This is a genomic window from Lentzea kristufekii (genome assembly GCF_033949925.1).
In the GTDB taxonomy this organism is placed as follows: domain Bacteria; phylum Actinomycetota; class Actinomycetes; order Mycobacteriales; family Pseudonocardiaceae; genus Lentzea; species Lentzea kristufekii.
The window spans coordinates 108,521-134,400 of record NZ_JAXAVV010000021.1; the positions used below are offsets into that span (position 1 = coordinate 108,521).

At 67.8% G+C, this 25,880-nt stretch carries 19 protein-coding genes; 11 read left to right on the plus strand and 8 right to left on the minus strand.

The features are described 5' to 3' along the window. Window positions 1-25 precede the first annotated feature (25 nt). Window positions 26-787 carry an IniB N-terminal domain-containing protein gene (locus SK571_RS34355; protein WP_319988271.1) on the minus strand — a complete coding sequence of 254 codons (762 nt, stop codon included), beginning with the start codon at window positions 785-787 and terminating at the stop codon, window positions 26-28. A 241-nt stretch (window positions 788-1,028) separates the two neighbouring features. Between SK571_RS34355 and SK571_RS34360 the strand changes: the two genes are divergently transcribed. Further along, window positions 1,029-3,320 (plus strand): helix-turn-helix transcriptional regulator, encoded by a 2,292-nt coding sequence (locus SK571_RS34360; RefSeq protein ID WP_319988272.1) that lies wholly within the window; start codon window positions 1,029-1,031, stop codon window positions 3,318-3,320. Window positions 3,321-3,550: 230 nt separating this feature from the next. Here the strand turns inward: SK571_RS34360 and SK571_RS34365 are convergent, their stop codons facing one another. After that, window positions 3,551-6,331: an AfsR/SARP family transcriptional regulator gene (locus SK571_RS34365; protein WP_319988273.1), complete on the minus strand. Its 2,781-nt coding sequence runs from the start codon at window positions 6,329-6,331 to the stop codon at window positions 3,551-3,553. A gap of 167 nt (window positions 6,332-6,498) precedes the next feature. On the opposite strand from SK571_RS34365, the gene lanKC reads away from it, so the two are divergent. Together lanKC and SK571_RS34375 are read left to right on the plus strand one after the other, a co-directional pair. Continuing rightward, entirely contained in the window at window positions 6,499-9,057 is a 2,559-nt protein-coding gene (gene lanKC / locus SK571_RS34370; RefSeq protein ID WP_319988274.1) for a class III lanthionine synthetase LanKC, read from the plus strand. A gap of 184 nt (window positions 9,058-9,241) precedes the next feature. Further along, a complete protein-coding gene (locus tag SK571_RS34375) occupies window positions 9,242-10,492 on the plus strand; it encodes an MFS transporter (RefSeq protein WP_319988275.1) in 1,251 nt (416 codons plus the stop codon). Window positions 10,493-10,641: 149 nt separating this feature from the next. Here SK571_RS34375 and SK571_RS34380 read toward each other — a convergent pair whose 3' ends face one another. From SK571_RS34380 to SK571_RS34395, 4 genes are all read right to left on the minus strand, one after another. Further along, window positions 10,642-13,116: a CHAT domain-containing protein gene (locus SK571_RS34380; protein WP_319988276.1), complete on the minus strand. Its 2,475-nt coding sequence runs from the start codon at window positions 13,114-13,116 to the stop codon at window positions 10,642-10,644. Further along, window positions 13,116-13,586: a hypothetical protein gene (locus tag SK571_RS34385; protein ID WP_319988277.1), complete on the minus strand. Its 471-nt coding sequence runs from the start codon at window positions 13,584-13,586 to the stop codon at window positions 13,116-13,118. Before SK571_RS34385 ends, SK571_RS34380 begins: the two co-directional genes overlap by 1 nt. Next, window positions 13,583-14,122 (minus strand): RNA polymerase sigma factor, encoded by a 540-nt coding sequence (locus tag SK571_RS34390; RefSeq protein WP_319988278.1) that lies wholly within the window; start codon window positions 14,120-14,122, stop codon window positions 13,583-13,585. Before SK571_RS34390 ends, SK571_RS34385 begins: the two co-directional genes overlap by 4 nt. Before the next feature lie 83 nt (window positions 14,123-14,205). Further along, complete coding sequence (locus SK571_RS34395) at window positions 14,206-15,903, minus strand: S8 family peptidase (protein WP_319988279.1); 1,698 nt, start codon at window positions 15,901-15,903, stop codon at window positions 14,206-14,208. Window positions 15,904-16,104: 201 nt separating this feature from the next. On the opposite strand from SK571_RS34395, the gene SK571_RS34400 reads away from it, so the two are divergent. The 3 genes from SK571_RS34400 (at window position 16,105) to SK571_RS34410 (ending at window position 17,724) form a co-directional block, all read left to right on the plus strand. Further along, a complete protein-coding gene (locus tag SK571_RS34400) occupies window positions 16,105-16,758 on the plus strand; it encodes a DUF998 domain-containing protein (RefSeq protein ID WP_319988280.1) in 654 nt (217 codons plus the stop codon). A gap of 76 nt (window positions 16,759-16,834) precedes the next feature. Next, the gene (locus SK571_RS34405) at window positions 16,835-17,026 is read left to right on the plus strand and encodes a response regulator transcription factor (protein WP_319988281.1); all 192 of its coding nucleotides are present in this window, start codon (window positions 16,835-16,837) and stop codon (window positions 17,024-17,026) included. Window positions 17,027-17,124: 98 nt separating this feature from the next. Continuing rightward, entirely contained in the window at window positions 17,125-17,724 is a 600-nt protein-coding gene (locus SK571_RS34410) for a hypothetical protein (protein WP_319988282.1), read from the plus strand. A 445-nt stretch (window positions 17,725-18,169) separates the two neighbouring features. Here SK571_RS34410 and SK571_RS34415 read toward each other — a convergent pair whose 3' ends face one another. Beyond that, on the minus strand, window positions 18,170-18,655 hold the full coding sequence (locus SK571_RS34415; RefSeq protein WP_319988283.1) for a hypothetical protein: 486 nt from the start codon (window positions 18,653-18,655) through the stop codon (window positions 18,170-18,172). Between the two features lie 47 nt (window positions 18,656-18,702). On the opposite strand from SK571_RS34415, the gene SK571_RS34420 reads away from it, so the two are divergent. Both SK571_RS34420 and SK571_RS34425 read left to right on the plus strand, forming a co-directional pair. Beyond that, window positions 18,703-21,831, plus strand: a complete 3,129-nt coding sequence (locus SK571_RS34420; RefSeq protein WP_319988284.1) for a golvesin C-terminal-like domain-containing protein — start codon at window positions 18,703-18,705, stop codon at window positions 21,829-21,831. Between the two features lie 44 nt (window positions 21,832-21,875). Continuing rightward, a complete protein-coding gene (locus SK571_RS34425; protein WP_319988285.1) occupies window positions 21,876-22,541 on the plus strand; it encodes a pentapeptide repeat-containing protein in 666 nt (221 codons plus the stop codon). On the opposite strand, the gene SK571_RS46475 is transcribed toward SK571_RS34425, so the two are convergent. Further along, a complete protein-coding gene (locus SK571_RS46475; RefSeq protein ID WP_406602075.1) occupies window positions 22,457-22,891 on the minus strand; it encodes a hypothetical protein in 435 nt (144 codons plus the stop codon). The genes SK571_RS34425 and SK571_RS46475 overlap by 85 nt on opposite strands. A gap of 29 nt (window positions 22,892-22,920) precedes the next feature. Here SK571_RS46475 and SK571_RS34430 point away from each other — a divergent pair, with 29 nt between their 5' ends. From SK571_RS34430 to SK571_RS34440, 3 genes are all read left to right on the plus strand, one after another. Further along, window positions 22,921-23,475: a TetR/AcrR family transcriptional regulator gene (locus tag SK571_RS34430; RefSeq protein WP_319988286.1), complete on the plus strand. Its 555-nt coding sequence runs from the start codon at window positions 22,921-22,923 to the stop codon at window positions 23,473-23,475. Window positions 23,476-23,612: 137 nt separating this feature from the next. Then, the gene (locus tag SK571_RS34435; RefSeq protein ID WP_319988287.1) at window positions 23,613-24,491 is read left to right on the plus strand and encodes an ArsR/SmtB family transcription factor; all 879 of its coding nucleotides are present in this window, start codon (window positions 23,613-23,615) and stop codon (window positions 24,489-24,491) included. 47 nt (window positions 24,492-24,538) lie between these two features. Beyond that, entirely contained in the window at window positions 24,539-25,774 is a 1,236-nt protein-coding gene (locus SK571_RS34440; protein ID WP_319988288.1) for a tetratricopeptide repeat protein, read from the plus strand. Window positions 25,775-25,880 lie beyond the last annotated feature (106 nt).

The following is a 25,880-nucleotide window of genomic DNA, read 5'->3' on the forward strand; positions in this document are numbered from 1 at the left end:
CGGGGCGGCCTCGTGAACATCCAGGTCAGAGGCTCAGATCGAGGTCGTTGAGCACGCCGCCGACGTTGACGTCGCCGAGCTCGCCGGAGATGTCGCCGATCTTGCCGAGGTCGCCGATCTCGCCGCCGCCGGTCACGTCACCGACGTCACCCACGTGGGACACGACGTCGCCGGCGTTGCCGACCTCGTGCAGTGACAGGTCGTTGCCGATGGCGGAGGTGACGTCGCCGCTGAGCACGTCGTTCACGCCCAGGTCGCCGGTGTGCGCGGAGCCGGTGACATCACCGACGACGTCGGTGACGTGCGTGGTGCCGAGCACGTCGGTGCCGTTGCTGATGTTGCCGACGGTGTCGGTCACCTCGAGGTCGGTGACGGTCTTGGTGACGTCGGTGACCGTGCTCGTCCCGACGACGTCCAGCGCGCTGGACGGGTCGCTGAGCACGTCGAACCCGTTGGTGACGCCGTGCACGGCGGCGGTCAGGCCGGAGACGGAGCCGAGGACCGTGTTGTCGTCGATCGGCTGGCCGATGGTGTTCTGCAGCGTGCTCATCAGGTCGAGCTGCTGATCCAGGTCCAGGCCGGAGATCGTCGACCCGAAGTCGCCGATGCCGGTGGCCGGGGCGAAGTCGAGCACCAGCGGCAGCAGCTCCTGGATGTCGGACGGGTGCACGTCACCGAGGCCGGCCGCGTCGAGCGAGCCCTGCGGATCGAGCTGGAAAGCCGATCGGGCGTCGGGGTCGCTGAGCAGGTTGAGGGTGAAGTCGTGCAGCGTCTGCGGCAGGTCCACGTCGAACTCCAGGTGCGTCGTTGTGCTTGTGCCACGAAAGCTACGGAGAGCAGAGCGATCACCGCATCGGGTGACACGCCTGGTCGTGTCGGGTGGGGACGAGTCGGGGGTTGGTGCCACTGCGCGTAGGGGGATAGGGGTGTGTCCCGATCTTCGGACCGTGACCAAACCTGAACGGGTGATGTACCGAAGCACAGATGACGAGGTAGGCCACCAGGAGGTTCACGCGCTGATGTCCCCGATGTCGGACACGCCCTTGTTGCTCGACAGCGGGACTGCTCGAACGCTGGAACGCGCACGCGGCGCGGACCACGTCGTGCTGATCGGGCCGGCTGGTTGCGGTAAGACGACGCTGCTGCGCACTTTGAAGCAGCCGATCGTCGTCGACGACGCGCAGGTGCTCGGTGATGAGGAGGTCGACCGCCTGCTCGAGGAGGTGGGTGCGGGAGGCAGGCTCGCCCTCGCTCATCGGCTGTGGCCGGACAACCGCGCATTGGGCAGACTGATCAGCGAGCTGCCTGGTTCTGTGGTTCGGGTGCACCTCCGGCCGCTGTCGCCCGGCCACGTCCGATCTCTCGCCACCCACGTGCTGGGTGCCGAGGTCAGCGAGGAGTTCGCCAGGCACCTGCACGAGCGAACCGGTGGCACACCCGGGTTCGTGCTGGACGAACTGGCACCGGAGCCGCGCATCGCATTCGCCCGCCACTTCGACGGGCTGTCCATCGCGGCGAGCGACCTGCTGCTGGCCCGTGCTCTCGGCGCCCCCTTCGACGTGGAACTGCTCGCGACGGTGCTCGCCCTGGACCTGCCCCCGGTGTCGCACGCCGTCGAGGCCCTCAGGTCGGCCGGCCTGCTCCAGATCGACGGAGCGCCGCTTCCCGCCGCAGCCGACGCGATCGAGGTGCTGGCGCCGGCCGAGCAGCGGGCGGATCTGCTGCGCAAGCTCGCTCTCACCCAGGCCGAACGTGCACAGCCGGTGTGCGGTTACGCGCGGCTGCTGCTGGAGCTCGGTGTGGTGGATCCCGGTCTTGCGGACGTGTTCACCGCCGCGGGCCACGAAGTGATCGACGACGATCCGGCGCTGGCGGCGAGGCTGTTCACGGCAGCTGGTACCGGTTCTTCCGCACTGCTGGCGCGGGCTCGCGCTCTCAGCGGTGACCTCGACGGCGCGGTGGATGTTGTGGACCTCGAACACGCCGACGCGGACGCGTTGCTGGTCGCCGCGACCGTGCTGACCTTGCGGGGGCAGGTCGGCCGCGGGGGAGAGCTGCTCCAGCGCTCGGACAACGGTCTCGCGCTGGGCTTCGCCGTCACCGGCCTCCTCGGTGCCGGTCGCCTGGGAGAAGCCCGCACCGTCCAGCTCGGTGCGCGGTCGCAGCCCGCCAGGTCTCTCACCGACACCCTCGGGCACCGGCTGGCCGACGTGGTGCTCGAGACGGTCACCGGACCACCGATGGCCGCCGTCGCCGCCGCCGTGGCCACGGCGGGAGTGAACCAGGCCGGGTCCCGGGCCTCGGTGCAGCCGGACAGTCCTACCGCGCTCGCCGCGCTGATCTGCGTCCACGCGGGTGAGCTGACGGCCGCGAAGTCGTTGCTCGGCAGAGCAGTCCAGGGCGACGACGGCAAGGGACTGCACGCGGACAGACACCAGCTGTTGCTCGCCTGCGTGGAGCTCCTCGGCGGCGATGCCGGAACAGCACAACAACTCACACGCCCGGACCTCATCAGAGAACCGCGAGAGGCTTTGCTCGCCGCGGCACTGGAACTGGGCATCACCCGCCGCGCCGGAGACCTCCGTGCTCTGCGGTCCGCGTGGGAACCGGCCCAGCAGGCCCTCGTCGTGCACCCCGTCGACCTCTACACGCTGATCCCGTTGACCGAGATCGCTGTCGGGGCAGCCAGAATCGGCCAGTTCCACCGGGTCGAGACGCACCTGGACGAGGCGTGGACGTTGCTCGGCAACCTGGGCAACCCTCCACTGTGGTCGGTGTTGCCGCGGTGGAACGCCTTTCACGCCACGCTCCTCCTCGGTGACGACCTGGCGACGAAGGAACACCTGACCGCGCTGGACGACGCAGCGGACGCGTTGCCGTTCGCACGCGCGCTCTCGATCGCAGCGCACTGCTGGAGCCAGGCCGGCCGCGGCGACGTGGACCACACGCGCGTCGAGTCGGCAGCGCAGGAACTGCACGCCCACGGCATGCGTGCGGACGCGGCAAGGCTCGCCGGGCACGCGGCCATGCACACCACCGACCGCAAGGCGATGACCCAACTGCTCGACATCGCCCGGCAGTTCCACGGCACGAATGGCGGGCAGGGCCACGGCGGCGCTGAAGTCCTGAGTGAGCGCGAACAGGAGGTGGCCGCGTTGGTGCGGAACGGGCTCACCTACCGCGAGGTCGGCGACGCGCTGTTCATCTCGGCCAAGACCGTCGAGCACCACGTCACCCGCATCCGCAACAAACTCGGTGCCAAGAACCGGCGTGAACTGGAACGCGCGCTGGAAGACATCGACCTGACGACCACCAGGTAGTCACTCCATCAGGTGTGTTCGGCCACCGCGCCGATCCGACCTGGACCCGGCGTGCGGACGTAGTGCGCGCGGATCCGCCAGATGCGGTTCAGCCGGCTCGGGACGGCGCCACGCGGGTCCCTGTGCACTCGTCGAAAAGCGAATGCACAGGGACGTGAGCTGTCAGTTGTTGTGTCGGCGGGCTGTCCTCTCCGGTTTCCACGTCCTGACTGCTGCGCGCGGCCTCATCCTCAGGTCCGCGTCGAGCGTGCGGAGGTTTGGCTTGAGGCCAGTTTGGCGCGGACTTCGGAGGCTGCCGCCGGGTGGCCCAGGTCGTCGTAGATCGTCAGGGCCTGTTGCCAGGCGACGGCCGCCTGGTTCTGGTCGCCGGCGATGTGGTGGGTGTCGCCGAGGTGGTGGAGGGTCTCGGCCTGGCAGTAGCGGTGGCCTACTTCCGCGTCCGCTCGCAGGGCGTGCTGGTAGGCCTCGACTGCCCGCGCGTAGTGGCCCAGGTGCTGGTGGGTGTAGCCGAGGCTGTCCCAGACGGCCGCGAGGCCCGGCCAGTCGTCGGTGCTCTGGAGCAGGGCCAGGGACTGCTCCAGGTGGGGCAACGCGAGGTGGTGGTCTCCGAGCGCCGAGTGGCTCCAGCCCACGCAGTTGAGGGCTCTGCCTTTCGAGATCCGGGTGCCCTGCGCGCCTTGCAGGTCCAGGGCGCGCTGTGCGTGGTCGAGGGCGTCTCGGAACCAGCCGAGTTTGTCGGCCACCATCGACATGGTGCGGTACACGCCTGACTGGGAGAAGCCGTCGCCCAGTTCGTCGTAGAGCTTGGCGGCGTGGCGCAGGCTGTTGAGGGCGTGTTCGTGCTGGTCCTGCATGTGCTGGGTGATGGCCAGGCCGAAGTGGGCGTGGGCCTGGCCGCGTTGGTCCGCCAGCCGTTCGGCGCAGCGCAGGGCGGTGACGAACGCATTGCCCAACTCCAGCCAGTGCGCCTGGCGGAAGCTGTACTCGCTCAACGCCCAGGCCAGTGACCAGGTGTGGTGCTCGAAACCGTTGCGGGCCGCGTGGTCGATGGCGGCGTGGAGCACCGCATGTTCGGCGGTGAACCAGGCAATGGCGTGGTCCTTGTCGGTGAAGGAGTTCACGACCACGCCATCCTCCACAAGGGACAGTGTCGGCGGGTTGTCCTGGTAAGGGTCGATCATGTTGGTCGCGGCGTGGGCTGTGTGCACGTAGTGTTCGTGCATCCGGTGGGCCGCGCCGTGGCGTTCGGGGCCGGTCTGGTGGAGGTGGGCCTGTTCGGTCGCGTAGACGCGGAGCAGGTCGTGGCAGGTGTAGCGGCCGGGGACGTGTTCGGTGAGCAGGTGGGCCCGGGTCAGTTCTGCCAGCAGGGGTTTGACGCGAGGTAACGGTGTCGCGATGATGCTGGCGGCGGCGGGGGCGGAGAAGTCAGGGCCGGGATGCAGGCCCAGCAAGCGGAAGAGGCTGGCGCCGGCCGGGCTGAGAGTGTTGCAGGACCAGGAGAACACGGCACGTACGTCTGTTCGCGGGGTCGTGTCGGTCAGAGCGTCCAGGGTGTTGTGGGTGTCGTGCAGTTCAGTCGCCAGGGCTTGAAGCGGGAAGTTCGGGTGGGCCGCGGCTCGGGCGGCGACGATGGTCAGGGCCAGGGGGAGCCGGGCGCAGCGGGTGAGGATCTCTGTGACTGCGACGGGGTCGGTGACCACTCGTTCCGAGCCGATGCGGCGAGCCAGCAGGTCTGTCGCTTCCTCGGTGGTGAGGAGGTCGAGGGTGACCGGGCGCGCGTCCTGGGTGGCGATGAGACTGGTCAGTTGGCTGCGGCTGGTGACCAGGACGAGACAGTCGGGGGAGCCGGGCAGGAGCGGTTGGACCTGGTCCGCGTCGCGAGCGTTGTCCAGCACCACGAGCATCCGGCGTCCGGCGACGATGCTGCGGTAGAGGGCCGCCTGCTCGTCGAGGCTGCTGGGAACGCGTTGGGGTGCCACGCCCAGCGCTTCCAGGAAGCCGAGGATCGCCGTCTCCGGTGGGATCGCGTTGCCGGGGTCGAAACCACGCAGGTTCGCGTAGAGCTGGCCGTCCGGGAACTCGTCGGCGATCTGGTGTGCCCAGTGCAGGGCGAGGGCGGTTTTGCCCACACCGGCGGTACCGGTCACCGCCACGGTGACCATTGTGGATGGTGAGGCCCTGCGGATCGTCGCCAGGTTCGCCAGTTCACGGGTTCGGCCGATGAACGACGCGGGCGGGGCAGGCAGCTGACGTGGCGCTGTGGTGATGGTCCCGGCGAGAGCGGGGTCGGCGCGAAGGATTCGCAGGTGCAGGTGCTGGAGGGGCGGGCTCGGGTCGACTCCGAACTCGTGGGCCAGCCGGGAGCGCAGCAGTTCGTAGCGGTGCAGGGCTTCGGCTTGGCGGCCGCAACGGTAGAGGGCGAGCATGAGCTGGCCTGCCAGGCGTTCGTTCCACGGGTTGTCAGCGGCACTGGCCGACAGCTCGGAGACCATCGTCGTCGGCTGGCCCTGGTCGAGGGTGAGCGCCAGGTCGTTGCGGTCGAGCTCGGCTGCCAGCCGTTCGGAGGCCAGGCCGTCGCGAACGTCGTCGAGCCATGGGGTGTCCAGGGTGGCGAAGGCGGGGCCGCGCCACAGCTCCAAGGCCTCGGTGAGCAACGCCGGGCCGTTGTCGCGGCTTGCGGCGGCTTGGGTGACGAGGGCGCGAAAGCGGTGCAGATCGACGGCCATGGGGTCGACGGTGAGGCGGTAGCCGTCTGCCTGGCGGATCAGGCCGACGCCGGCAACGGCGAGCAGTTGGCGCAGCCGGGACACGTAGCCGGACAACGTGACGCGCGCGTTGCCGGGCAACCGGCCGGCCCACACCCGTTCGAGCAGGACGTCCACCGGCACGGTCCGGTCGGCGTCGACGAGCAACGCGGTGAGCACGCATCGCTGCCGGGCGTGACCGAGCTCGAGCTGTGCGCCGTCGACATCTGCCTCGACCGGGCCGAGTAATCGGAATCGGACAGTCACGGCTCAACCCCCGCAAATCCCAATGTCGCAGCGACCAGGCGTTCGGCAGAACGTTGTGATCGCGTTGCAAAATCACCGAAATCCCCGCGGGCATCCTCTCATCCAGGTGGTCACTGCGTCCGCCGAATCGCCACGGAGCTGTCTGACCGGCCGGGAGAGGACCGAAATTGGACGAGCAGGGATATTGGGCCTATTGCCTGGCGGACGACTCCTTCTTCGAGACGCCGGACCGGATCGCCGACGAGGGCAACCGGTTCGCCGTGGCGAACCGGGCGGCGCCCGAAGGGTGGCGGCGCGACGAGTGGGACATGTGGGTCGGGCTGCACCCGGTTCGCGCCGATCTGCCGGCGCAGGGATGGAAGGTCCACGTCTCGCTGACGCCGGCGGAGGCCGAGCGCGGCCTTGATGTCGTGTGGGACTACTGCTTGACGAACGGCCTGAGCTTCAAGTTCCTGCGCAGCCGCAACGCGGTGCTGCTGGCCAACGCGAAGTACGCGGTGCGCGGTAGCAGCGGCAAGCTCGTCACCCTGTACCCCTCCGACGAGGCCGAACTGGCTCAGGTGCTCACCGAACTGGGCGCGCTGCTCGCGGGCCTGAACGGGCCGTACGTGCTGGGTGACCTGCGCATCGGCGACGGTCCGCTGTACGTGCGTTATGGCGCATTTGTGGAGATGTGGTGTCAAGGCGACGACGACATTCCGCGCTCGGCCATCATGGACCCGCACGGAAATCTTGTCCCTGATCGTCGCATGCCGGTTTTCACGATTCCGAAGTGGATGGAGATGCCGGCCGTCCTGCAGCCCCATCTGGACGCCATGCAGTCAGGTGATGGAGATCTGCCATGCGAGGTGGAAAAGGCGCTGCACTTCTCCAATGCTGGAGGCATCTACCTCGCCCGTGACCGGTCGGGTAGGCGGGTGGTGCTCCGGGAGGCGCGTCCGCACGCCGGTCTCGACGGCCAGGAACGCGACGCGGTGACCCGGTTGGGGATGGCGCGCACGGCGCTGCTCAGGCTGGCCGGGCTCGACTGCGTGCCCCGGATGCTCGACTACCTCGTCGTGCACGGCCACCACTTCGTCGTGGAGGAGTACGTCGAGGGCGTGACGTTGCTGGAGGCCATCCAGGACCGCAGCCCGATGGTGCGCCCCTCACCGACGGCCCGGCAGATCGCCCTCTATCGGGCGTGGGCGGTGGACGTGCTCGACCAGGTCGAGCAGGCGCTCGCGGCCGTGCACGCCCGCGGAGTCAGGTTCGGCGACCTCCACCCGCGCAACGTGCTGATCCGCCCGGACGGCCGGATCGCGTTCATCGACTTCGAGTTCGCGATCGCGCTGTCCGTCGAGGCACCACAGGACGTGGCGGTGCCCGGCTTCACCCCACCGCCATCCGTGACCGGCGCCGCGGTGGACCACTACTCGTTGGCCTGCCTCCGGCTCTACCTCTTCACGATGTCGAACCAGCTGGTCGACCTGGACCGGAGCAAGATCACCACACTCGTCACACAGGCCGTCGAGACCGAGGGAATGCCCGCCGGCTTCGCACCCGAGCTCATCCGGACGCTGAACCCCGCGGGTGCCGAACTGAGGCGCGACGAAGCCGCAGAGCTGTTCATGACGGAAACCCCTCCCTGGCAGAAGATCCGTGACTCGCTCGTGGCAGGCATCCACGCGAGCGCCACACCGGACCGCCAGGATCGGCTCTTTCCCTGCGGCCCCGCCCAGTTCCACCTCGGCGGCACCGGCGTCGCGCACGGCGCTGCGGGAGTGCTGTTCGCGCTCCACCAGGTCGGCGCCGCGATACCGGAGGACTACGCCGACTGGCTGGTCGACGCTGCCCTGCGAACGCCCGGCCGTCCTTCGCAAGGGCTCTACACCGGCGCCCACGGCATCGCGGCCGTGCTCGACATGATCGGCCGACACGACGAGGCCCGTGCGATCTTCGAGCTGGCGCGACGGTGCGAGCACCAGCGATCGTCGGGCAGCCTCTTCGCCGGGGCCACCGGCCGTGCGTTGAACCTGCTGCACTTCGCACACGCCATCGGCGACGACGACCTGCGCGAAGCAGCGTTCCGCGTCGCCGACGAGGTGGCCGCTGCGCTGACGGCGAGCACGGACTGGGCCAGTGGCCGTGGACTGCTGCGGGGGCCTGCCGGAGCGGCCGTGCTGTTCCTGCGGCTGCACGAGGAAACCGGCGCGGCGCGCTACCTGGATCTCGCGCGCCTGGCGCTGCGAGCCGACCTCGACCGGGGCGAAATGCTGCCGGACGGCACCTTCCAGCTCCGCGACGGCAACCGGTACCTGTTCTACCTCGACGGCGGCAGCGCGGGCGTGGGGCTCGCCGTGCAGGAATACCTGTGGTACCGCGAAGATCCGGAGCTGGAACGGATCCTCGCCGGCATCCGCCGAGGCTTCTCGGTGCCGTTCGTCTACCAGCCGGGGCTGTTCAGCGGCAGGGCGGGCGTCATCGCACTCATGGCGCAGCTCGGCGCCGACGACGACGGAGCCGCGCTGCGCGAGCACGTGCGCAGACTCGGCTGGCAGGCGCTGTACCGCGACGGGAACCTGGTGTTTCCCGGCGAGCAGCTGCAGCGCCTCTCCATGGACCTGGCGATGGGCTCGGCGGGCGTCCTGCTCGCCCTGCACGCGGCGTACGAGGGGACCACGGCACTGCTGCCACACCTCGGCCTGCGGTCGCCAGCAGGCACGACCAACCCAGGTAGGAGGTGAATCATGGCGTCCATTCTGAACCTGCAGGGCCTGTCCGCAGTGGACCTGGCCGGCGAGATGTGTTGCTTCAGCTTCCAGTCGCCCAGCAAGAGCAACTTCCAGTTCTGAGTGAAACGACGCGGTTCGTCACTGCCATCCGGGCGTGGCGGACCGCGTCGGCACCTGGTGAATGAGCCGAGGAGCCATGGACGACACGCTGACCCCGTTGCGCAAGAACCGCGACTTCCACCTGCTGTGGTTCGGGGGCCTGTCGGCGAGCCTGGGGTCGCGGATGGCGACGCTGGCCCTGCCGCTGCTCGTGCTCCAGCAGACCGGATCACCGGCCAAGGCCGGGCTGATCGGTTCGGTCGCCGGAGCCACCCTGCTCGTCGCGGTCATCCCGGCAGGTGCGGTCGCGGACGCCGTCGAGCGGCGCCGGCTGATGCTCGGCTGCGAGCTCACCGGAGTGGTGGTCGCGGCCGTGCTCGCCATGTCGGTGCTGCTCGGCAACCCGTCGCTGTGGCTCGTTCTGCTCGCTGTCGCAGTCGTGTCGGCACAGAGCCTCGCCTACATGCCGGCGACCAACGCCCTCCTGCGCGCTGCCGTGCCCGCCGACCAGCTCGGCCTGGCCCTGTCGCGATTGCAGGCACGGGGCGCTGGAACCGCGATCGCCGGTCCGCTGCTCGGGGGAGTCCTCTTCGGACTGCGACCCGTACTTCCCTTCGTCGCCATGGCGGGCGGGCTGCTCGTCTCGTTCGCGTGTCTGCTGGCTGTCCGTTCACGCTCGGCACCGGCGCCAGAAGGACGTCCTCTCGCGCCGCGGAACATGGTGTCCGGACTGCGGTTCGTGTGGCGCCAGCGCTATGTGCGCACAGTTCTGATCGTGTTCGGCGCTGGGCTCAACGCGGCGTTCGGCGGGGTCATGCTCGTGGCGATCACTACAGGCGCCGAGGTGGACCCCAGTGGGCGGTCCAGCGGTGTGATCGTGGCGCTGTCCGCCGTTGGCTCGCTGGCAGGAGCCCTGCTCGCGCCCCGGCTCCGCGCACCCGAACGGCCGCGGACCTCCGTGATGCTCTGCTGCTGGACGGCTGCCGTCATCGTGCCAGCGCTCGCGACGGTCACCGAGCCGGTGCTGCTCGGCGTGATGCTCGCCCTGGTCCTGTGCGTCACGGCGGTCGGGAACGTCGCCTTCAGCACCGAGTTGCTCCAGCTCACCCCTGACGAGATGACCGGCAGGGTGAACTCGGCCGCGAACCTGATCTCCATGGTGTCGCAGCCGATCGGTCCGCTGGCCGGTGGCCTGCTGGCCGACCGGTTCGGCCACGAGGCCGCGTTCCTGGTGTTCGGCGGCGTGATCGTGATCGGTGCCGTGGCCCTCACAACGTCGTTGCGGCGGAACGAACACCACGTTCGCCATCGAAGTGGTGCAGGGCACGACGGTCCTGCACCTGGGTGATCTCGTGATCGGATCAGCCGCTGGTGACCTGCGAACTGCTGCGTAGCGTTACATCAGTCAGTCGAATGGCAGCAGCGGCGTCAAGCAGCGGCGCACACCGTCGTCCAGCGTGAGGCGGACGTGTCGAGGGGTGATCGTGCTGTCTGAGACTAGCCCGCACCAAAACACACCAGCGGCACCAGCGGTTCCCGTTCCGACGCGAGCGCGAGCGCCTGTGCGGGTTCGGTGCCGGCGACGATCGCGTTGTGGTACTCCTTCATCACAGTCACCATGACGTCGTCCGCGATACGTGCGACGCTGGAGACCACAGTGGACGATCCGATGTACAGCATGGCCGCGGTGAGGCCCAGAATCTCGTCGCCGGCGCGCACCTGAACCCGGCCGACGTCGCATGCGGACAGCACGACGTGCTTTGGTGCGTTGGCCAGTCCCTGGAGGTCGTAGGCGAGCAGCGGGCCGTCCACCAGGTCGAGTCGGGAGAACAGCACGTTGTCCGGCTCGTGGTGACCGTGCGCCGCGAGATGCGCGATGCCGACACCCTCCAACTCCCGCAGTGTCGCCTCCACCGTCGCCTCCGAGCCCGTCAGCCGAGTGCTGCGCGGGTAGATCCGCGCCAGCTCCGTCACCTCGGCTTCGGCGTGGAACAGGGATGGACCCGCGACGAGCAGCTCTCCTGCGTTGCAGCCGGTCCTTCTCGTGTGCCGGGCGGCCGCCCACACCGACGCGGACGGCGCTACCGACACGGCACGGCCACGAAGTTCTGGCAGCAGCCCCCACGGGATCGCGGACAGTCCGGTGCTGGGGATTATCACGAGGCGGTCGCCGGGCAGCTCCCGGAGCGGGGTGAGGAGTATTCGTTGCAGCTGCGTGAGATGCCAGTCCGCGGACGCCCTGAGGACGGCTTTGACGTCCGTGGGCAGATGCCATCCCGACAGGGCGTCGAGGTCGCTGATGAGACGCAGCACGGTCTCCGTCACGTCGCGGACATCGCCGAGTTCGGTCAGCCTGGTGTCGCCGTTGCGCAGCACCAAGGCGAACAGCCGGTTGCCGCGGTTGATGAAGCTCACCATGGTGCCGGACAGCTCGTCGTGAACCAACCGCAACGACGCAGGATCCCCAGTGCTCTCCGCATGTCCGTCCTGCTGCCAGCTGTGTTCCCGCAGCAGCCGCTCGAGCTGCGCGACACGGGCGCGCTGGTTGACCCGGCTGAGCTGCCGCAGTTCGGCGACGATCTCCCGTGTCACCTGGTCGGCGGGCGGCTGCACCGGTCGTGCGCGGAACGCCTGGGCGCGGCACCGCTCGGACCAGTCGAACACCAGCCGTGGGGATCCCTTGTGCAACGCCAGATCGAGCCCGGTGCAGGCGAGCTCAGCTCCCAGCAGCGACACACCTGCCCTGAGTTCGACGCTGCCGAACCGGCGACGGTGCAGGTCGAGCGTCTTGAGTCCGTGACGCAGATGGGTGAACGCGGTGTCTCGCCTGCCCTGCGCCCGGTGCAGTTCGGCTTGGACGAGCTGGCGCAACAGCCTGGTCTCCAGTGGCGCTTCGGCGCTGGGGCGCGCGATCCGTGCCGCGGCGGTCACAGCGGCGCCGGCCTGTTTCGCGGCGAGCAACGCGCGCACCGACAGCAGCTCGGCGGTGTCCCCGTCATAGCGCAAACCCAAGCTGTGCAAACGCCCTGCCAGCCGGCTCGCTCTCGGAGCGAGCGCGGCAGGCCGCTTCGAGTTCATCAGTTCGGCGCGCACGGTCGTGAGTTCGGCGAGCGCCGCCCACGCGGCGTCGCCGTGCCGGCGGAACCGCCGTGCCGCGCGGTGCGACCAGATCCGAGCGTCGTGATGGTTGCCGACGGCGAGTGCCGCCTGCGCCCTCGTCAGTTCTGCCCACGCGTAATCGACGCTGAACCGGTCTCGGTGGAACAGCTGGAAGACGATGTCCAGTTCCCGATCTGCCTCCCCGGCGAGACCTGCCGCGAGCAGCGTCCTCGCCTTGTCCATCAGGACGACGGGGAGGTAGTCGGGGCCGTGGACGCGATAGCGCCGGGCTGCTGCATCGAGCGTGCGCAGCGCCAGCGGAATGTCACCGGACAGCAGGTGGCAGTAACCGAGGTCGTGGTCGACCTTGGCGATGAGCAGGTGATACTGGTTGGCATCGGAGATATCTCTGCACCGCCGCAGATCCTCCCGTGCGAGTCGCACCTGTCCGATGCCGAGCCGCAAAGTCGCCCGGTTCAGCAACGCGGTCGCGAGGGTGAAGTCGTCGTGCGTTCCGGCCAGCAGCGGAATCGCCGCGTCGAACAACGGCAACGCCTCGTCCAGGCGACCTGCCCGTTGCAGGACTGTCGCCCGGTTCTGCAGGAGGATGCCGCGGTGTTCGGGCGCAACCATGTTCTCGGCCTCGTTCAGCAGCCGCAGCCCTGCCTCGGTGTCACCCTGCTCAGCCTCGGCGAACCCGAGGCTGAGCAGTACGCGCCCGGTCAGCCACCTCGGCTGCCCGTCTCCCGGCCAACCCAGGATCTTCAACGCCGCACGCAACTTCCGCGCTCCGGCTGCTGGACGTCCGGTGTTGGTGAAGCCGGAGCCGATCTCGCGCATCCGCAGGACGCGATCGATGGTCGCCTGGTCCATCACAAGGCGATCGTCGGCGTGGTGATGGCCCGCATCCGCGCGGGCCGCACAGTGAGGTAAGCGGATGTACGTGGCACGCCGTCCATCGCGAACCTGCCTCGCTCGTCGGACTCGGCGGTGACCGTGCCTGCCGGCGTCCGCAGTTCGACGTGGTGCGTGCCCGGTGGGGTGAGCCACCCGTCCAGGCGCATGGTGCCGTCGTCGTTGGCCCGGATTCCGAGGGTGATCGTCATGCTGGGACTCTCGAACGAGACGAGCCGCTGCTCGTTCTCGCCGCGGGTCACGACGGCCACCAGGTCCGAGGCCGCGCGTGCGACCTCGGTCTCCAGATGCTCCACGGCGAGTGCGAATCGAATGTTGTCCAGCATGTCCTCCGGCATCGGGTCGATCGCGGAGTACACGTCGCGAACACCATCGAGGATCAGGAAGTCCCTGTCGTCCAACGGCCCCGCCGCGCCATTGGTGTTCATCGCCAGCTCCCGTCGGTATCAGCGTCCAGTAGCGCCCGCAGCCGTGCCAGGCAACGCCCGCGGGTCGGCCCCACCCCGCCGCGGGCCATGCCCAGCGTCGCCGCGATCGCCCGGTAATCGGGCTTCGGCACGAACGCGACCACCCTCAGCAGCGCCTGGCACCGTTCGGGCAACAGCGCCACGGCAGCCCACAGCCGGCGCTGGCGCTCGGACAGCACCACCCTGTCCTCCGGCAGGACCGCCTGGTCCGGCACGTCATGACCGTCGAGTGGCTCGTGGGCTCGTTCGGAACGCCGGACCCGCCACGCCTCGCGTTTGGTGGTGGTGACGAGCCACCCCACGACAGCGACGGGTTCGCGGATCTTCTCGATCTCCTTCATGAAGTTCAGCCAGGTGGACTGCACGACGTCCTGGCTGCTCTGACGATCGAGGCCCTGGGCGCGGGCGACCTGCCACAGCATCGGGCTCAGCTCGGCCACCAGATCGTCAAGACATTCGTACCTGCCCTCACGTACCGCGATGAACAGCTCGGCCACCCTTTCCCTGCGCTCGCGAAGGATGGCTCTCGTTCTGGGTGCTTCGCTGTCCTGCATGGCACACCTGCCTCTGCGGTCGCTGATCAGAGTCGTTGCACCGCCGCATTTGCCCGATTCAGCGTAGCCCCTTTGCGCAAGAGCCTTCGGACGAGATCTTCGCGCTCGAGGACGACTCCGAGACCTTCCTCCTGCTTGACCGTCGCCTCGTCCGCTTTCATCAGCAGCGTGGCGATTCTGGCCGCCACCATCGGGGTCGCGAAGGATGTTCCGCTCCACTCGGCATACCCGTAGCTGTAGTCGTCGGACTCCAACGACTCCCGGATGGCGAGCGGCTCGTTACCACCATTCGTGGTCACCTGGTATCGCGGCCTGATACTGCCGTTGATCGTCTCGGGGAAGCTGCTGATCAGCGCCGCGCCGGCGGCCCAGCACCGCACCCACCGTCCGTCGTTGCTGAAGAACGCCTTGGTGCCGTTGGGATTGCAAGCTCCAACACTGATCACGGGAGGCAACCCGTCGTCATCTCGGTCCGCCAGCGCGGCCGGGTAGAACGGTCTGCTGCTGGCGTAGTTCCCGGCAGCGGCAACGATGACCACACCACGAGCCCGGAGGTCGTCGATGGCCAGGGTCAGCTGGTCGTACTCGGCGCCGCGCTCTCCGGCTTCGCGGTAGCCGCCCAGTGACAACGACACCACGTCGACCATCAGGTCGGGCCTGTTGTTCTCCTGCGCCTCCACGACCCGCTCGAGCAGCTTCTTCAGCGCCTGCACCAGAACGTGGGCGTAGACGACTCCGTCGTTGTACATGACCCGGATCGACAGGACATCGGCGTTGGGCTCGGTCTGGTGGACGACCCCGATGACGAACGTGGCGTGGCCCGTGTGGCTGCTCAGATATCCGGTGAGCGGCTCGATCGTGTACGAACCTTCCCAGTACAACGGAATGGATGCGGGTGAAGCCGGTGTGCAGATGCCATCCTGAAGCGGACCGTCGACCCTGACGAACGTGCAGTCCTCGGACGGGGCGGCGAACATCCCGTTCGCCTCCTTGGCCACGGACAGCCATCCGTTCTCTCCGAGACCGGTGTCCAGAATCGCGATGACCGGACGTCGTCCCGTCGTGGGTGCGGTCCGCAAGGGCCTCGCCATCCGGATCGCCACCGGCCTGCGCCAGTAGCCGACCTCGTCCGCCTCCGCGCCGGGGTTGGGATTACCGCCGATCGCACCGGGAACACCACGCAGGACCTCCGACCCGCCGCCGATCCCGCCCATGGCGGCTCCGACCAGCACGTGGTTCAATCCCATCGGCCGGACGTCGGCCAGTGACAGCGTGAGGTTGGCGGGGTCCTTGGCCGTAGCCCGCAACTTCTGAAGCGCGCGCCACGCGTCGGTCACCACAGTCGTGGGCCGATCCGCCGTGGGATGCGGGTCCGGTCTCAGCACGCCGCGGAAGACCAGAGGCGCGTCCCGGCAGTCCGCGGGCGCCTCGTCCATGACCAGCCCGAGATCATTCCTCAGCACCTCCACCATGTCCGCCTGCTTGCCCAGACTGCCGTGGGGGATCAGCAACTCGTTCGTCCGGTACACGGTCGGCCCGGTGGCCAGAAAACCGTCCACCTGATACGCGCTCGAGGGGTCCAGCATCTTGGCGCCGTGCCGAGCCAGCACCGGCGTTGGCAACGACGTGAACCCGTACGAGCTGTCCGAGGTCCAAGCTGAGCTCAGTCGCTCTGCCTCGTCCGGTTTCAAGTACTTGATCGAATGGTTCTCTGAGTTCGCCATGCAGGTCCAGTGACCGCCATCGGCGATCGAAGTACCTTGTCGGCAGTCACGAATCGGACACGATGCGTTCCGCGATCGGACGCTTACGCATCACTCCGGTGGTCGTGGCGGTGTCACCCGTATGCCACGCGACGCTGGGCTAACCATCGGCTCTTGGCGGGCGATACCGGAGCACAACGCTGTTGTGTCAGGGGGTTCACCGTGGATGACTACTGGTTCAAGCCCTACAGAGGGACCGTCATTTCCTACAACACGCTGCGCCGGCTCGTGGGGATCATAGGGATGGCTTTGCCCGTCGTGCTCGTGTTCGGCAGCTTCTGGTTGCTGAAGAAGCCGATCGGTCCGTCGATCAGTTCGTACTACCACACCGACTTGCGCGACTGGTTCGTCGGCAGCATGTGGGCATTCGGGGTTTTCCTGATGGCGTACCGGCTCGGCAGGCTGGACAACGCGCTGGCGACCGTCGCCGGGGTGCTGGCCATCCTCGTCAGCTTGTTCCCCACCGCCTCCGACGACACCGCTGCCGGTGCGCGTCCGCTCACCGCGACATTGCACCTCGTCTGCGCAGCAACCTTCTTCGCACTGCTCGCGGTCTTGTCGTATCTGTTTGCGGTGCCCCGGGACGGCTACAACCCGTCGCCGCGGCACCGGCGCGCGCACAAGACCTGCGCGGGCGTCATCATGGCGTCACTGATCATCTCCGGTGCCGTGATCCTGAGCACCGGCAAGGATGTGGAGACCGAATCGATCTGGGTGTTCCTGCTCGAAACCGCCGGAATCCTCGCATTCGGCGTGTCCTGGTTCATGACCGGCCGTCCGCTGATCCCGGAAGCGGTCAGGACGCTCTCCCGGTGAAGGCTGGCGCGTGCCGAATTCGCAGATCTGTTGTGGTCGGGGTACTGCACGCTCTCGTCGCCGCCTCTGTCCAACCATGAGGCTGACACCACGTGAGCAGGAGGTGCTGAGCCACGTCATGCGCGGCCGCACAGCGGACCACATCGGAAGGGAGATGGGCATCTCGGCTCGCACAGTCACCAAGCACCTCGAGAACGCCTACCGCAAACTCGGAGCCACGAACCGGGTCACGGCGGTGCTCCTCGCCCGGCAACTCGGCATGATCTGAACATCCACAAAGGACTACGTACTTCTCCTCATTGTCCCGATGCCCTGGCAGGCATCAGGGTTGAGCAATCGCCCGCTCGTCTCTGAGGAGAAGCCGAAATGACAGCACAGGTCAAAGAAGTAGCTGGATCGGTGATGTACGTCGAGCGGTACTCGCTCGTCGTGCCGGTGGCGGTTCCCACGGAGGAAGCCGCGATCACGACCGTCAGCCTCGACGCCGTCCAGTCGGGGGACCTCTCGCCGGCCGCCGCTGCCCAGGAACAGCAGAAGCTCCAGGTGTTCAGCGGGAAAAGAGCCGTCTCGAGATACGGCGTCGAGGTAGAGGGCTCGGGCGCGTCGGCTGAGGGCCGCATCAAGGTGCGCGGAAGGTTCCACAGCCACCGAACGCTGTACGACGTCTACGGCCTTCCGGCGAGCGACCGGATCCAGGTCTGGCTCTTCAACTACAGCCACGACAGCAGTCGATCAGAGCTGAGGGAAGCCATCAACGACAGCGTGGTCGGCAATGTCGACATCGACCTGAAGTTCAGGCTCACCGGCAACGACTTCGGCATCACCTCCGTCTTCGTCACCTTCGAGGCGATCCGCACCCAGATCGCCGGAGTGACCAAGGACTTCGTGACGAACAACAGTGAGAACGCGAAGGCCGTCAGCCCGGACGGCTCGCCGTACCCCGGTGGATTCGAGCCCATCCCGTAGGTAGGCAAGCGTCTGGCACGAGGTGGAGAGGGCTGCCGCACTGACCCCTTCCACTTGGCCAACTCCACCGACAGGCGTACTCCGCGGTGGCTGCGCTGCCGGCGTCAGCCACCGCGGTCAACGTCTTCTCGACAAGGTCAGCTGCAGGCAAAAGGTCTACCAGTGGCGTGCGGACGCAACCGCGGCGTTGTGCCGATGAGGAGGATCGCCCGAGGTGTGGAGAGAAGGCTCGCCTCGCTCTTGCCGAGTTTCTATCGGGGTAGGAACCTGCAGTCCGATGCGCAGGCCACACTCGTCGGGCCGTGTTTGCGCCCGCAGGACCAGAGCCACCCACCTTGGCTCATCAATGCGCGCTTTGCCGCGGGTAGTGTGCCAGCAGAGGCGCGCTCATGGCGACGAGCGGACGGTTGAGCGGTCGTTGCATGCCTGCCCGAGCGTGGTCGCCTTACTTGGCACTCGACACGTGCACGAGTGACTCCGGACGGAACGGCCACTCTGCGGAGGTGAGGCTGAGTCGATCGCCATAGGGGTACCGGTCGTTCTCGTCAGCCGGCAGCGGATCGTGGACGAAACAACGATGCAGCAGCAGTTCTTGGCGCTGGTGCAACGGTTCCATCTCGTGTTCGGACCAACCGGCTCGGGGCGCCGGCGGATCGACGGCGATGTCCACCTCGCCGTCCCAGTTGAGATGCAGCCCTTCCTCATCCGAGTAGAACCGGCTGAAGCATGTTCGCCACTGTGAGTTCGAACCCCAGCCGTGCGACAAGTCATCAGTCGGGCGCGACTGGCGACGGAAGGTGAAATACAGCGTCGAGGTCGTGGCCACCGTGGCGTCGATGAGGTGCTGCGGCGCCCGCACCCGCACACCGGCGCGGCTGAACAGCAGGTCACCGAACCACAAGCCGGGCCACAACACCTCCTCCACGGTCATGCTCGTCGAAGTACGAGTACGACGAGGCCGGCAACCAGACCCGTGTCGTGAGCCCGCGCGGCGTGGAGACGACCGACGACGCGGACGACTTCACGGCCCAGACCGTCTACGACAAGCTGAACCGGCCGATCGAGAAGCTGGCACCGTTCGACAAGGACGACGTTCAGCACAAGGTCGCTGACAAGACGATCTACACCTATGACCCGGCAGGCCGGATCAAGGAGATGAGCTCCCCGCCGTCGCAGGGGCAAACCGTCCGCAACATCACCCAGTACTCCTACTTCGACAACGGCTGGGTCCGCAGCGCGACCGATCCGTGGGAGATCGTCACCTCGTACGACTACACACCGCTGGGTCAGCAGGCGTCACGGACGCAGACCTCAGCCGGCGGGTCGTCGAGCCGGACGATGACCTGGGACTACTACCCCGACGGCAAGCCGAAGTCGCGTTCGGACAGTGGTGTCCCCGTCGGTCTGCACGTCGCACTGACGGACAACTCCGACACCGGCTTCGTCGAGCTGGCCGGCAACTGGTCCACCGCGACGGCCGGTCAGGGTTTCCAGGGCTACGACTACCGGAGCACCGCCCGCGGCTCCGGCGGCACGACCTTCACCTGGAAGCCGGTGATCCCGCAGGACGGTTCCTACGAGGTGTTCGTCAAGTATCCGGCCGGAGTGGCGGGCACGGCGACGAACGCGCCGCACAAGGTCGAAACCGGCACCGCCACGTCCACGGTCGCGGTGAACCAGACGCAGCACGGCGGTGAGTGGGTGAGCCTCGGCAGCTTCACCTTCACCGCGGGCAACGCCGCCAAGGTCACGGTGTCGGACAACGCCGCCAAGGTCACGGTGTCGGACAACGCCGACGGCACGGTGCTGGCCGACGCGGTGAAGCTCGTGCGCGACAGCGGCTCCGACCCGGACAACGAGTCGAAGACGTTCAGCCAGGTCTACGACGCCAACGGCAACCTGACATCGCTCTCCGACTCGTCACCCGGTGCGAAGACCGACTCGTACGCGTTGACCTACAACGGGTTGAACCAGCTGACCAAGATCGAGGAGAAGCTGGCCTCGGTCGTGCAGGCGACGACCACGTTCTCCTACGACGAGAACGGCTCCCCGCTGACCCGCGGCCACGACAAGCAGTCGTCGGAGTTCTCGTACAACGTGCTGGACCTGATCGAGCGCGTGCAGAACACCGAGACCGGCGGGTCGCCCAAGGTCACCTCCTACACCTACACCGACCGCGGTCAGGTGAAGCAGGAAACGAAGCCCAACGGCAACAAGGTGGTCTACGGCTACCACCTCGACGGCGGGCTCGCGTCGCAGGTCGAGTCCAAGGCCGACGGCACACTCGTCGCCCAGCACCTCATCGACTACAGCGTCAACGGCCACCGCTCCAGGGACGCCGCGAAGATCCAGAACGCGGACAACGCGTCCGCGTACCTCGACGAGGTCCACGAGTACGACTACGACCCGCTCGACCGCGTCCGCAAGGTCACCAAGAAGTCGGCAGCGGGCGCGGTGCTGGAGACCGAGGACTACGTCCACGACGCCAACAGCAACGTGGTGTCGCAGAGCGTCGACAGCACGGCGACGACCTTCAACTACGACCGCAACCGGCTGCTGTCCTCGACGAGCTCCGGCGTCACGTCGTCGTACAACTACGACCCGTTCGGCCGTCTCGACTCCGTCACCGCGGCCGGCCAGATCGTGGAGTCGTTCAAGTACGACGGGTTCGACCGGACGGTCGAGCACCGCAAGCAGGCCGACGGCGGCGGCATGAAGACGACCGCCTACGCCTACGACCCGCTCGATCGCACCACGGCGAAGACCGAGGACGGCAAGACGACCGACTTCGCCTACCTCGGCCTGACCGACAAGGTCGTCTCCGAGACGATCGCGGGCCAGCTGCAGCGGACCTACCAGTACGACTCGTTCGGCCAGCGGCTGGCGCAGATCAAGAAGGACACCGACGGCACGGGCCCGGAAGTCGCAGAAGACTCCTACTACGGCTACAACCCGCACACCGACGTCGAAACCCTGACCAAGGCCAACGGTGACACCCGCGCCACCTACGGCTACACGGCCTACGGCAAGGACGACAAGGAGGCGTTCACAGGCATCGACAAGCCGGACGTGCAACAGCCGGGCAAGGAACCGTTCAACTTCTACCGTTACAACGGCAAGCGGTTCGGTCCTTCGTCCGGGTCGTACGACATGGGCTTCCGCGACTACAACCCGGGCCTCAACCGCTTCACGACGCGCGACACGTACAACGGTGCCCTCGCCGACATGAACCTCGGCAGCGACACGTTCACCGGAAACCGGTACGCGTTCGCAGGCGGTAACCCGATCACGGGTGTTGAAGCCGATGGCCACGGTTTGTGCGCCGACACCGGCTGCCAATACGTCTGCTCCGCCGAATGCTCGAGCAAAGAGGCCTACGCCCTCAGCGAGCTGATGAGCGCTGAGCGCCCATCAGCCGAGCAACAACAGCAAGAGGCGTGGCAGACGGAATACGAGCTCGCGATCGTCGACGTGGACAAGAAGAATCCAGGTACACGAGAAGCACTGGATGACCTCAACACGAACGACTTTCACTACGCTCTGGCTCAGGCGGAAGTCGACCTGAGGTTCTGCGAGCGGGTCGGCAGTGAGTGCCGGACGGCGATGATGAGCAAGCAGGCTCTGGACGTCGCCGCAATCGTCGCCGTCGCCGCCAACGCACAAGACCGCCCCGGATATCCGAGTCGCGCGGAGTCGAGAAATCTCGTGAAGGCCGCGGTTGACCGGCAGCTGTCACGCGGGTGGCAAGCCCTGATCGACAACCACCTCGACGCCGGTCAGCGGGCCAACTATCAGAGTTTGATCGACAAGGGCGACTTCGTGAACTCTCGCAAGGAGATCGGAACAGCCCTGCACAACGCCGTCGATGCCGATTTGCAGAAGAATCATCCCGGGCGCTTCAGCTACAGTGCCAGCCGCGGTCCTGACTGCAAAGACAACTACAACGGCGTCACTGTCGAACTCGCCACGAGAAAAGGTTTCTCGTCGCACTGGCGAAAGCAAGGAGCCTGCAGAAGCTCGATGTACGTCCTCTGCACTGGACCTGGCAGGTTGCCGAGCACCAGCGGACGCGGCAACACGTACGGCAAGGGGATCGGAGGCGGATGAGTGCTCGATCGGGGCGACCGGACGAAAGGCTTCTCCTGCACGGCGTGACACTGGAGGACGCCGACTTTTCCGGTCGCCGTCTCGACGACATGTCCGTCGCCAACGGAAGCAAGCTTGTGCGCTGTGACTTCCGCAAAGCAAAGGTGCAGGGCGGAGGTTTGGGTGGCGGCTTCGAGCCGAGTTTCTACATCGACTGCGTCTTCGACGGCGCTCACCTGAAACGGCTGGTTCCTGGCCGTGCGTCGTTCGTGAACTGTTCCTTCCGCAACGTCAAGATCGAGAAGATGATGTGTCACGAGGCCGAGTTCGTGGACTGCGTGTTCTCCGGCCTTCTCCGCGACGTCACGTTCAGCGCGAGACCATGGGACAACGAGCGTCTCGGGCGGACGCGAAACGAGTACAGGGGCAACGACCTCACCGGAGCCCGGCTGGAGGGTGTTTCGTTCCGCGGGGGCATAGATCTCGATCTGCAGCGCCTTCCCGCCGGCGACGAGTACCTGCTGGTGCGCGACGCCGCCCAGGTGCTGGAAAGGGCGCGCGCTGCAATCGCGTCCTGGCCGGAGGACGAGCTGAAGATGGACGCGAATCCTCCACTGAGCGTCTTGGAGAGCGATTGCAACAGCGGTCAGAAGGACATCTTCGTCGAGAAGCGGTTCCTGGGGCGCTTGCCGGAAACCGTGTCGCGGCTCGTGCCTTTGCTGGGTGGGTGAACGGCGAATCTGACTTCGACTGCTGATTGCGGGTTCGAAGCCAGTCGGTTGCGCGCGGGTTTTGACTGCGGTGGCAAGCGATGCCGGAGGTGACGGACGGGTGCCCGGTGGTGTGGTCTCGGCGCCGCCGCCGATCCGACGGACCGGTGGGTGTTCTCGGGGCGCCCACCGGGTTCGCGTCGGCGGGATCGAGAAGATGACGAAGCTGCTTGTCCGATAAAGGCCGCGACGAGGGCGCGGCCCACGATCAGCCAGCCCGCGGACGGGGCGAACGCGGCCAGCAACGAGGCGAGCCCGAACCCGAACGCGCCCGTGAGCAGCAGTTTCTTGCGTCCGGTCCGGTCACCGATCCTTCTGAACGAACGATAGGTTGATCACCATGCCCGGAGAGCAGCGCAACGCGCCCCGCACCCGCCGTGAGGTGCTCGCAGCCGCCGCGCGCGCGTTGATCGAGCAAGGTCCGAACGTCAGCCTCGACGCCGTGGCCAAGGAGGCAGGCGTCTCGAAGGGCGGCCTCCTGCACCACTTCCGCAGCAAGCAGGCGTTGATCGTCGGGCTGATCGAGGAGTGGTTCGACCACTACGACGCGACCGTCGAGAGCCTGCTCGAACCGGAGGACACACCCGGCCGCTGGACGCGCGCGCACATCAGGGCGACCTTCGTGCCGGACGACCTGTGGTCTCACCCGTCTGTCGTAACGGCGCTGCTCGGCGTTCCGGAACTGCAGCAGCGCCTGGACGTCGCCGCGACCCGGTGGAGGCAGCAAACCGATTCCGACGGCCTGCACCCGCAACGCGCGGACCTCATTTCCCGTGCACTCGACGGAGTGACGCTGGCCGACCTGCTGTGGCGCGGCCAGGAGTCGGCCGAAGAGCGCGAGCGCACCCGTGACCTGCTGCTGAAGCTCACCGAGCAGTCCGGGCCGCTTGTTTGAGGTTGTCCACCGAACGTTGTCAAGTGGAACGACGCTGACACCGGACAACGAAGTCTGCGTACCTTCGGAAGTGGTTGCACTCCGGGGGGAAGCACATGCCGATCGTCATGTCCGAATCCGTGCCCAAGGGGCGCGGATTGACCATTCTCTTCGAACTGGAAGATCTCGCGCGCACGCGGTTCGCCTCGGCTCCGCTGCCGATGTACGAGCTGGTGTTCACGGTGCACAGCGGTGACTGGGACCGCCTGCTGCTGCCGCAGATCCGCCCGCTGGCCGAACTGGTCAGGCCCGGCCGGTTCATCCCGGACTTCTTCAACTCGGCCAAGCCCGACTTCGACGAGGCCGTGTGCCAGGTGCTGGAGGTGCCCTCCACGCGGGTGCGCGACCAGATCGCGAGCATGCTGGGCACCACGTCACCGTGGCTGCGGTCGTTCGCGGCCGGCACCCCGGCCGCGCGCCAGGACCTGAGATCGGCGTTCCGGTCGGGCTTCCGCGACCTGCTCGGGCCGAACTGGTCACAGACGCGCCAGACGTTCGAGGCCGAGGTGCGGCTGCGGTCGTCGCAGGCGGTGACGCGCGGGCTGGGAGACCTGCTCGGCCACCTGCACCCGTCGATCTCGTGGACCTCACCGGCCCTGCACGTCGAACTGGGCTGGGACACCGAGATCTCGTTGCGCGGCACAGGAATGCTGATCGTGCCGGTGCTCAACGGACTGACCCGCCCGGCGGTGGCGATGTTCGCCGAACCGCAGCCGCTGCTCTTCTACCCGGTCACCGCACCCCAGCCGAGCGGCGCCAGCCTCGAACTGGCACTGGGACGCACCCGCACGCTCGTGCTGCGGGCGCTCACCTCCGAACGCACCACCACCGAACTCGCCAAGCACGTGGGCATCAGCCTGCCCACGGCCTCGCAGCACGCGACGGCCCTGCGCACCGCGGGTTTCGTGTCCACCCACCGCAACGGCCGGTCGGTCCGCCACCGGCTGACCCGGCGCGGCTGGGAACTGCTGAACTGACACCCGGCGCGGCTGGGAACTGCTGAACTGACACCAGGGAGGCCAGCATGACCGCGATGCCGCGGTACCGCACCGACCCGAGTCCTCGCGCGCTGGCGACCCGGCTGCGCGCGCTCTGCACCGCACGCGTCCCCGTCGCCTGCCGCGTCTACGCCGGACTTTCCGCCCCGGTGCGCGCTTCCGCGTTGCACGCGCGCATCACCCACGCCGTGGCCTCGGCGTTCGTGACCGGTGCGTCGGCGAGCGTGCCCCGCTTCGAACCGCCACCCTCCGCCCAGCTGCGCCTGCTGACCGCCGCCAGCTGGGGCCGCCTCGACGGCGCAGGCCCGGACATGACGACGTTCCCGGTCGACCTGGCCTCCGAACTGTGGTGGCGCGTGCACGAACGCGCAGTCGGCTCGCTGCGCCCGGCCGAACGCCGCGTCGCCGGCGACCTGCTGCTGCGCCTGGGATATCCGCAACACGCAGCCACGGTGATCGGCCTGAGCGTCATCGACCCGCGCAAACAGGTCCTCTCACCCGACCTGGCCCTCGAACAGCTCGCCGTCCTGCGCTGCCACCTCCCGGCCTCCGCCGTGGAGGCGATGGCGTTGCACGGAGCGAGATCCGGCCTCCCGCCCGAGACGAGGCGCGACCTGGCCCTGTTCGTGGTGTTCCGCAACGCCGCCCGCGGCGCCGACTCCACCTCGATGCGCGCCGCCGCGGCACTGGCGACCAAGGCCTCGTCCGAACTGCCCCAGCAGGGCTTCTCCGGCCGGCTGCAGCGGGCACGCCTGCACCGCGCGATCGCCGCGGTCCCGTTCGTGCGCCGCGACATCGTCGAGACGCACCGGCTCCTGGGCCGGGCACTGGAATCGCTGACGTCGATCACCCCGGCCACCGAGATGGACCGCCTGGCCTGGGCGGACGAGGCCTACGCCCTGCACTCGTTCCTCGTGCGGACCCACCTCACCGTGGGCTTGAGCCAGCGTGCCGCCGGCTACGCCGCCGAACTGGTCGAGCTCAGCCCGGGCGACGACCGGACGTGGGCCGCGCAGGGCGACGCCCTGGCCGCGTGTGGTCAGCTGGAGGCTGCCCTCGACGCCTACAGCCGGGGGATCGCGCTCGGCGGTTGGGGCGCGGCGCGTGCTGCCCATCTCCGGGCCTTCGTGTTGGAACGGCTCGGGCGGGTTGCCGAGGCGGCCGAGGACTACGTGCTGTCCCAGCGGATCGATCCGACCTCGTCGGTGGTGGCGGGGCAGGTCGTGCGGCCCGTGCCTGGCGCTGAGTATGCAGTGGGCTGACGCGGTGCCCACCGCTCCTCCCGCGCGATTCCTCCTGACGCAACGCGCGAACCCCGGATTTGGTTCCCGCTCTGTCCACAGGCTTCGTAGTTGTCCACAGGCCTCG

Bases quoted from the DNA above. Each gene is read 5' to 3' on its own strand.
- SK571_RS34360 (WP_319988272.1), top strand. From the start codon at position 1,029: ATGTCGGACACGCCCTTGTTGCTCGACAGCGGGACTGCTCGAACGCTG.
- SK571_RS34375 (WP_319988275.1), top strand. From the start codon at position 9,242: ATGGACGACACGCTGACCCCGTTGCGCAAGAACCGCGACTTCCACCTG.
- SK571_RS34380 (WP_319988276.1), bottom strand. From the start codon at position 13,116: ATGGACCAGGCGACCATCGATCGCGTCCTGCGGATGCGCGAGATCGGC.
- SK571_RS34385 (WP_319988277.1), bottom strand. From the start codon at position 13,586: ATGAACACCAATGGCGCGGCGGGGCCGTTGGACGACAGGGACTTCCTG.
- SK571_RS34395 (WP_319988279.1), bottom strand. From the start codon at position 15,903: ATGGCGAACTCAGAGAACCATTCGATCAAGTACTTGAAACCGGACGAG.
- SK571_RS34405 (WP_319988281.1), top strand. From the start codon at position 16,835: ATGAGGCTGACACCACGTGAGCAGGAGGTGCTGAGCCACGTCATGCGC.
- SK571_RS34410 (WP_319988282.1), top strand. From the start codon at position 17,125: ATGACAGCACAGGTCAAAGAAGTAGCTGGATCGGTGATGTACGTCGAG.
- SK571_RS34415 (WP_319988283.1), bottom strand. From the start codon at position 18,655: ATGACCGTGGAGGAGGTGTTGTGGCCCGGCTTGTGGTTCGGTGACCTG.
- SK571_RS34430 (WP_319988286.1), top strand. From the start codon at position 22,921: ATGCCCGGAGAGCAGCGCAACGCGCCCCGCACCCGCCGTGAGGTGCTC.
- SK571_RS34440 (WP_319988288.1), top strand. From the start codon at position 24,539: ATGACCGCGATGCCGCGGTACCGCACCGACCCGAGTCCTCGCGCGCTG.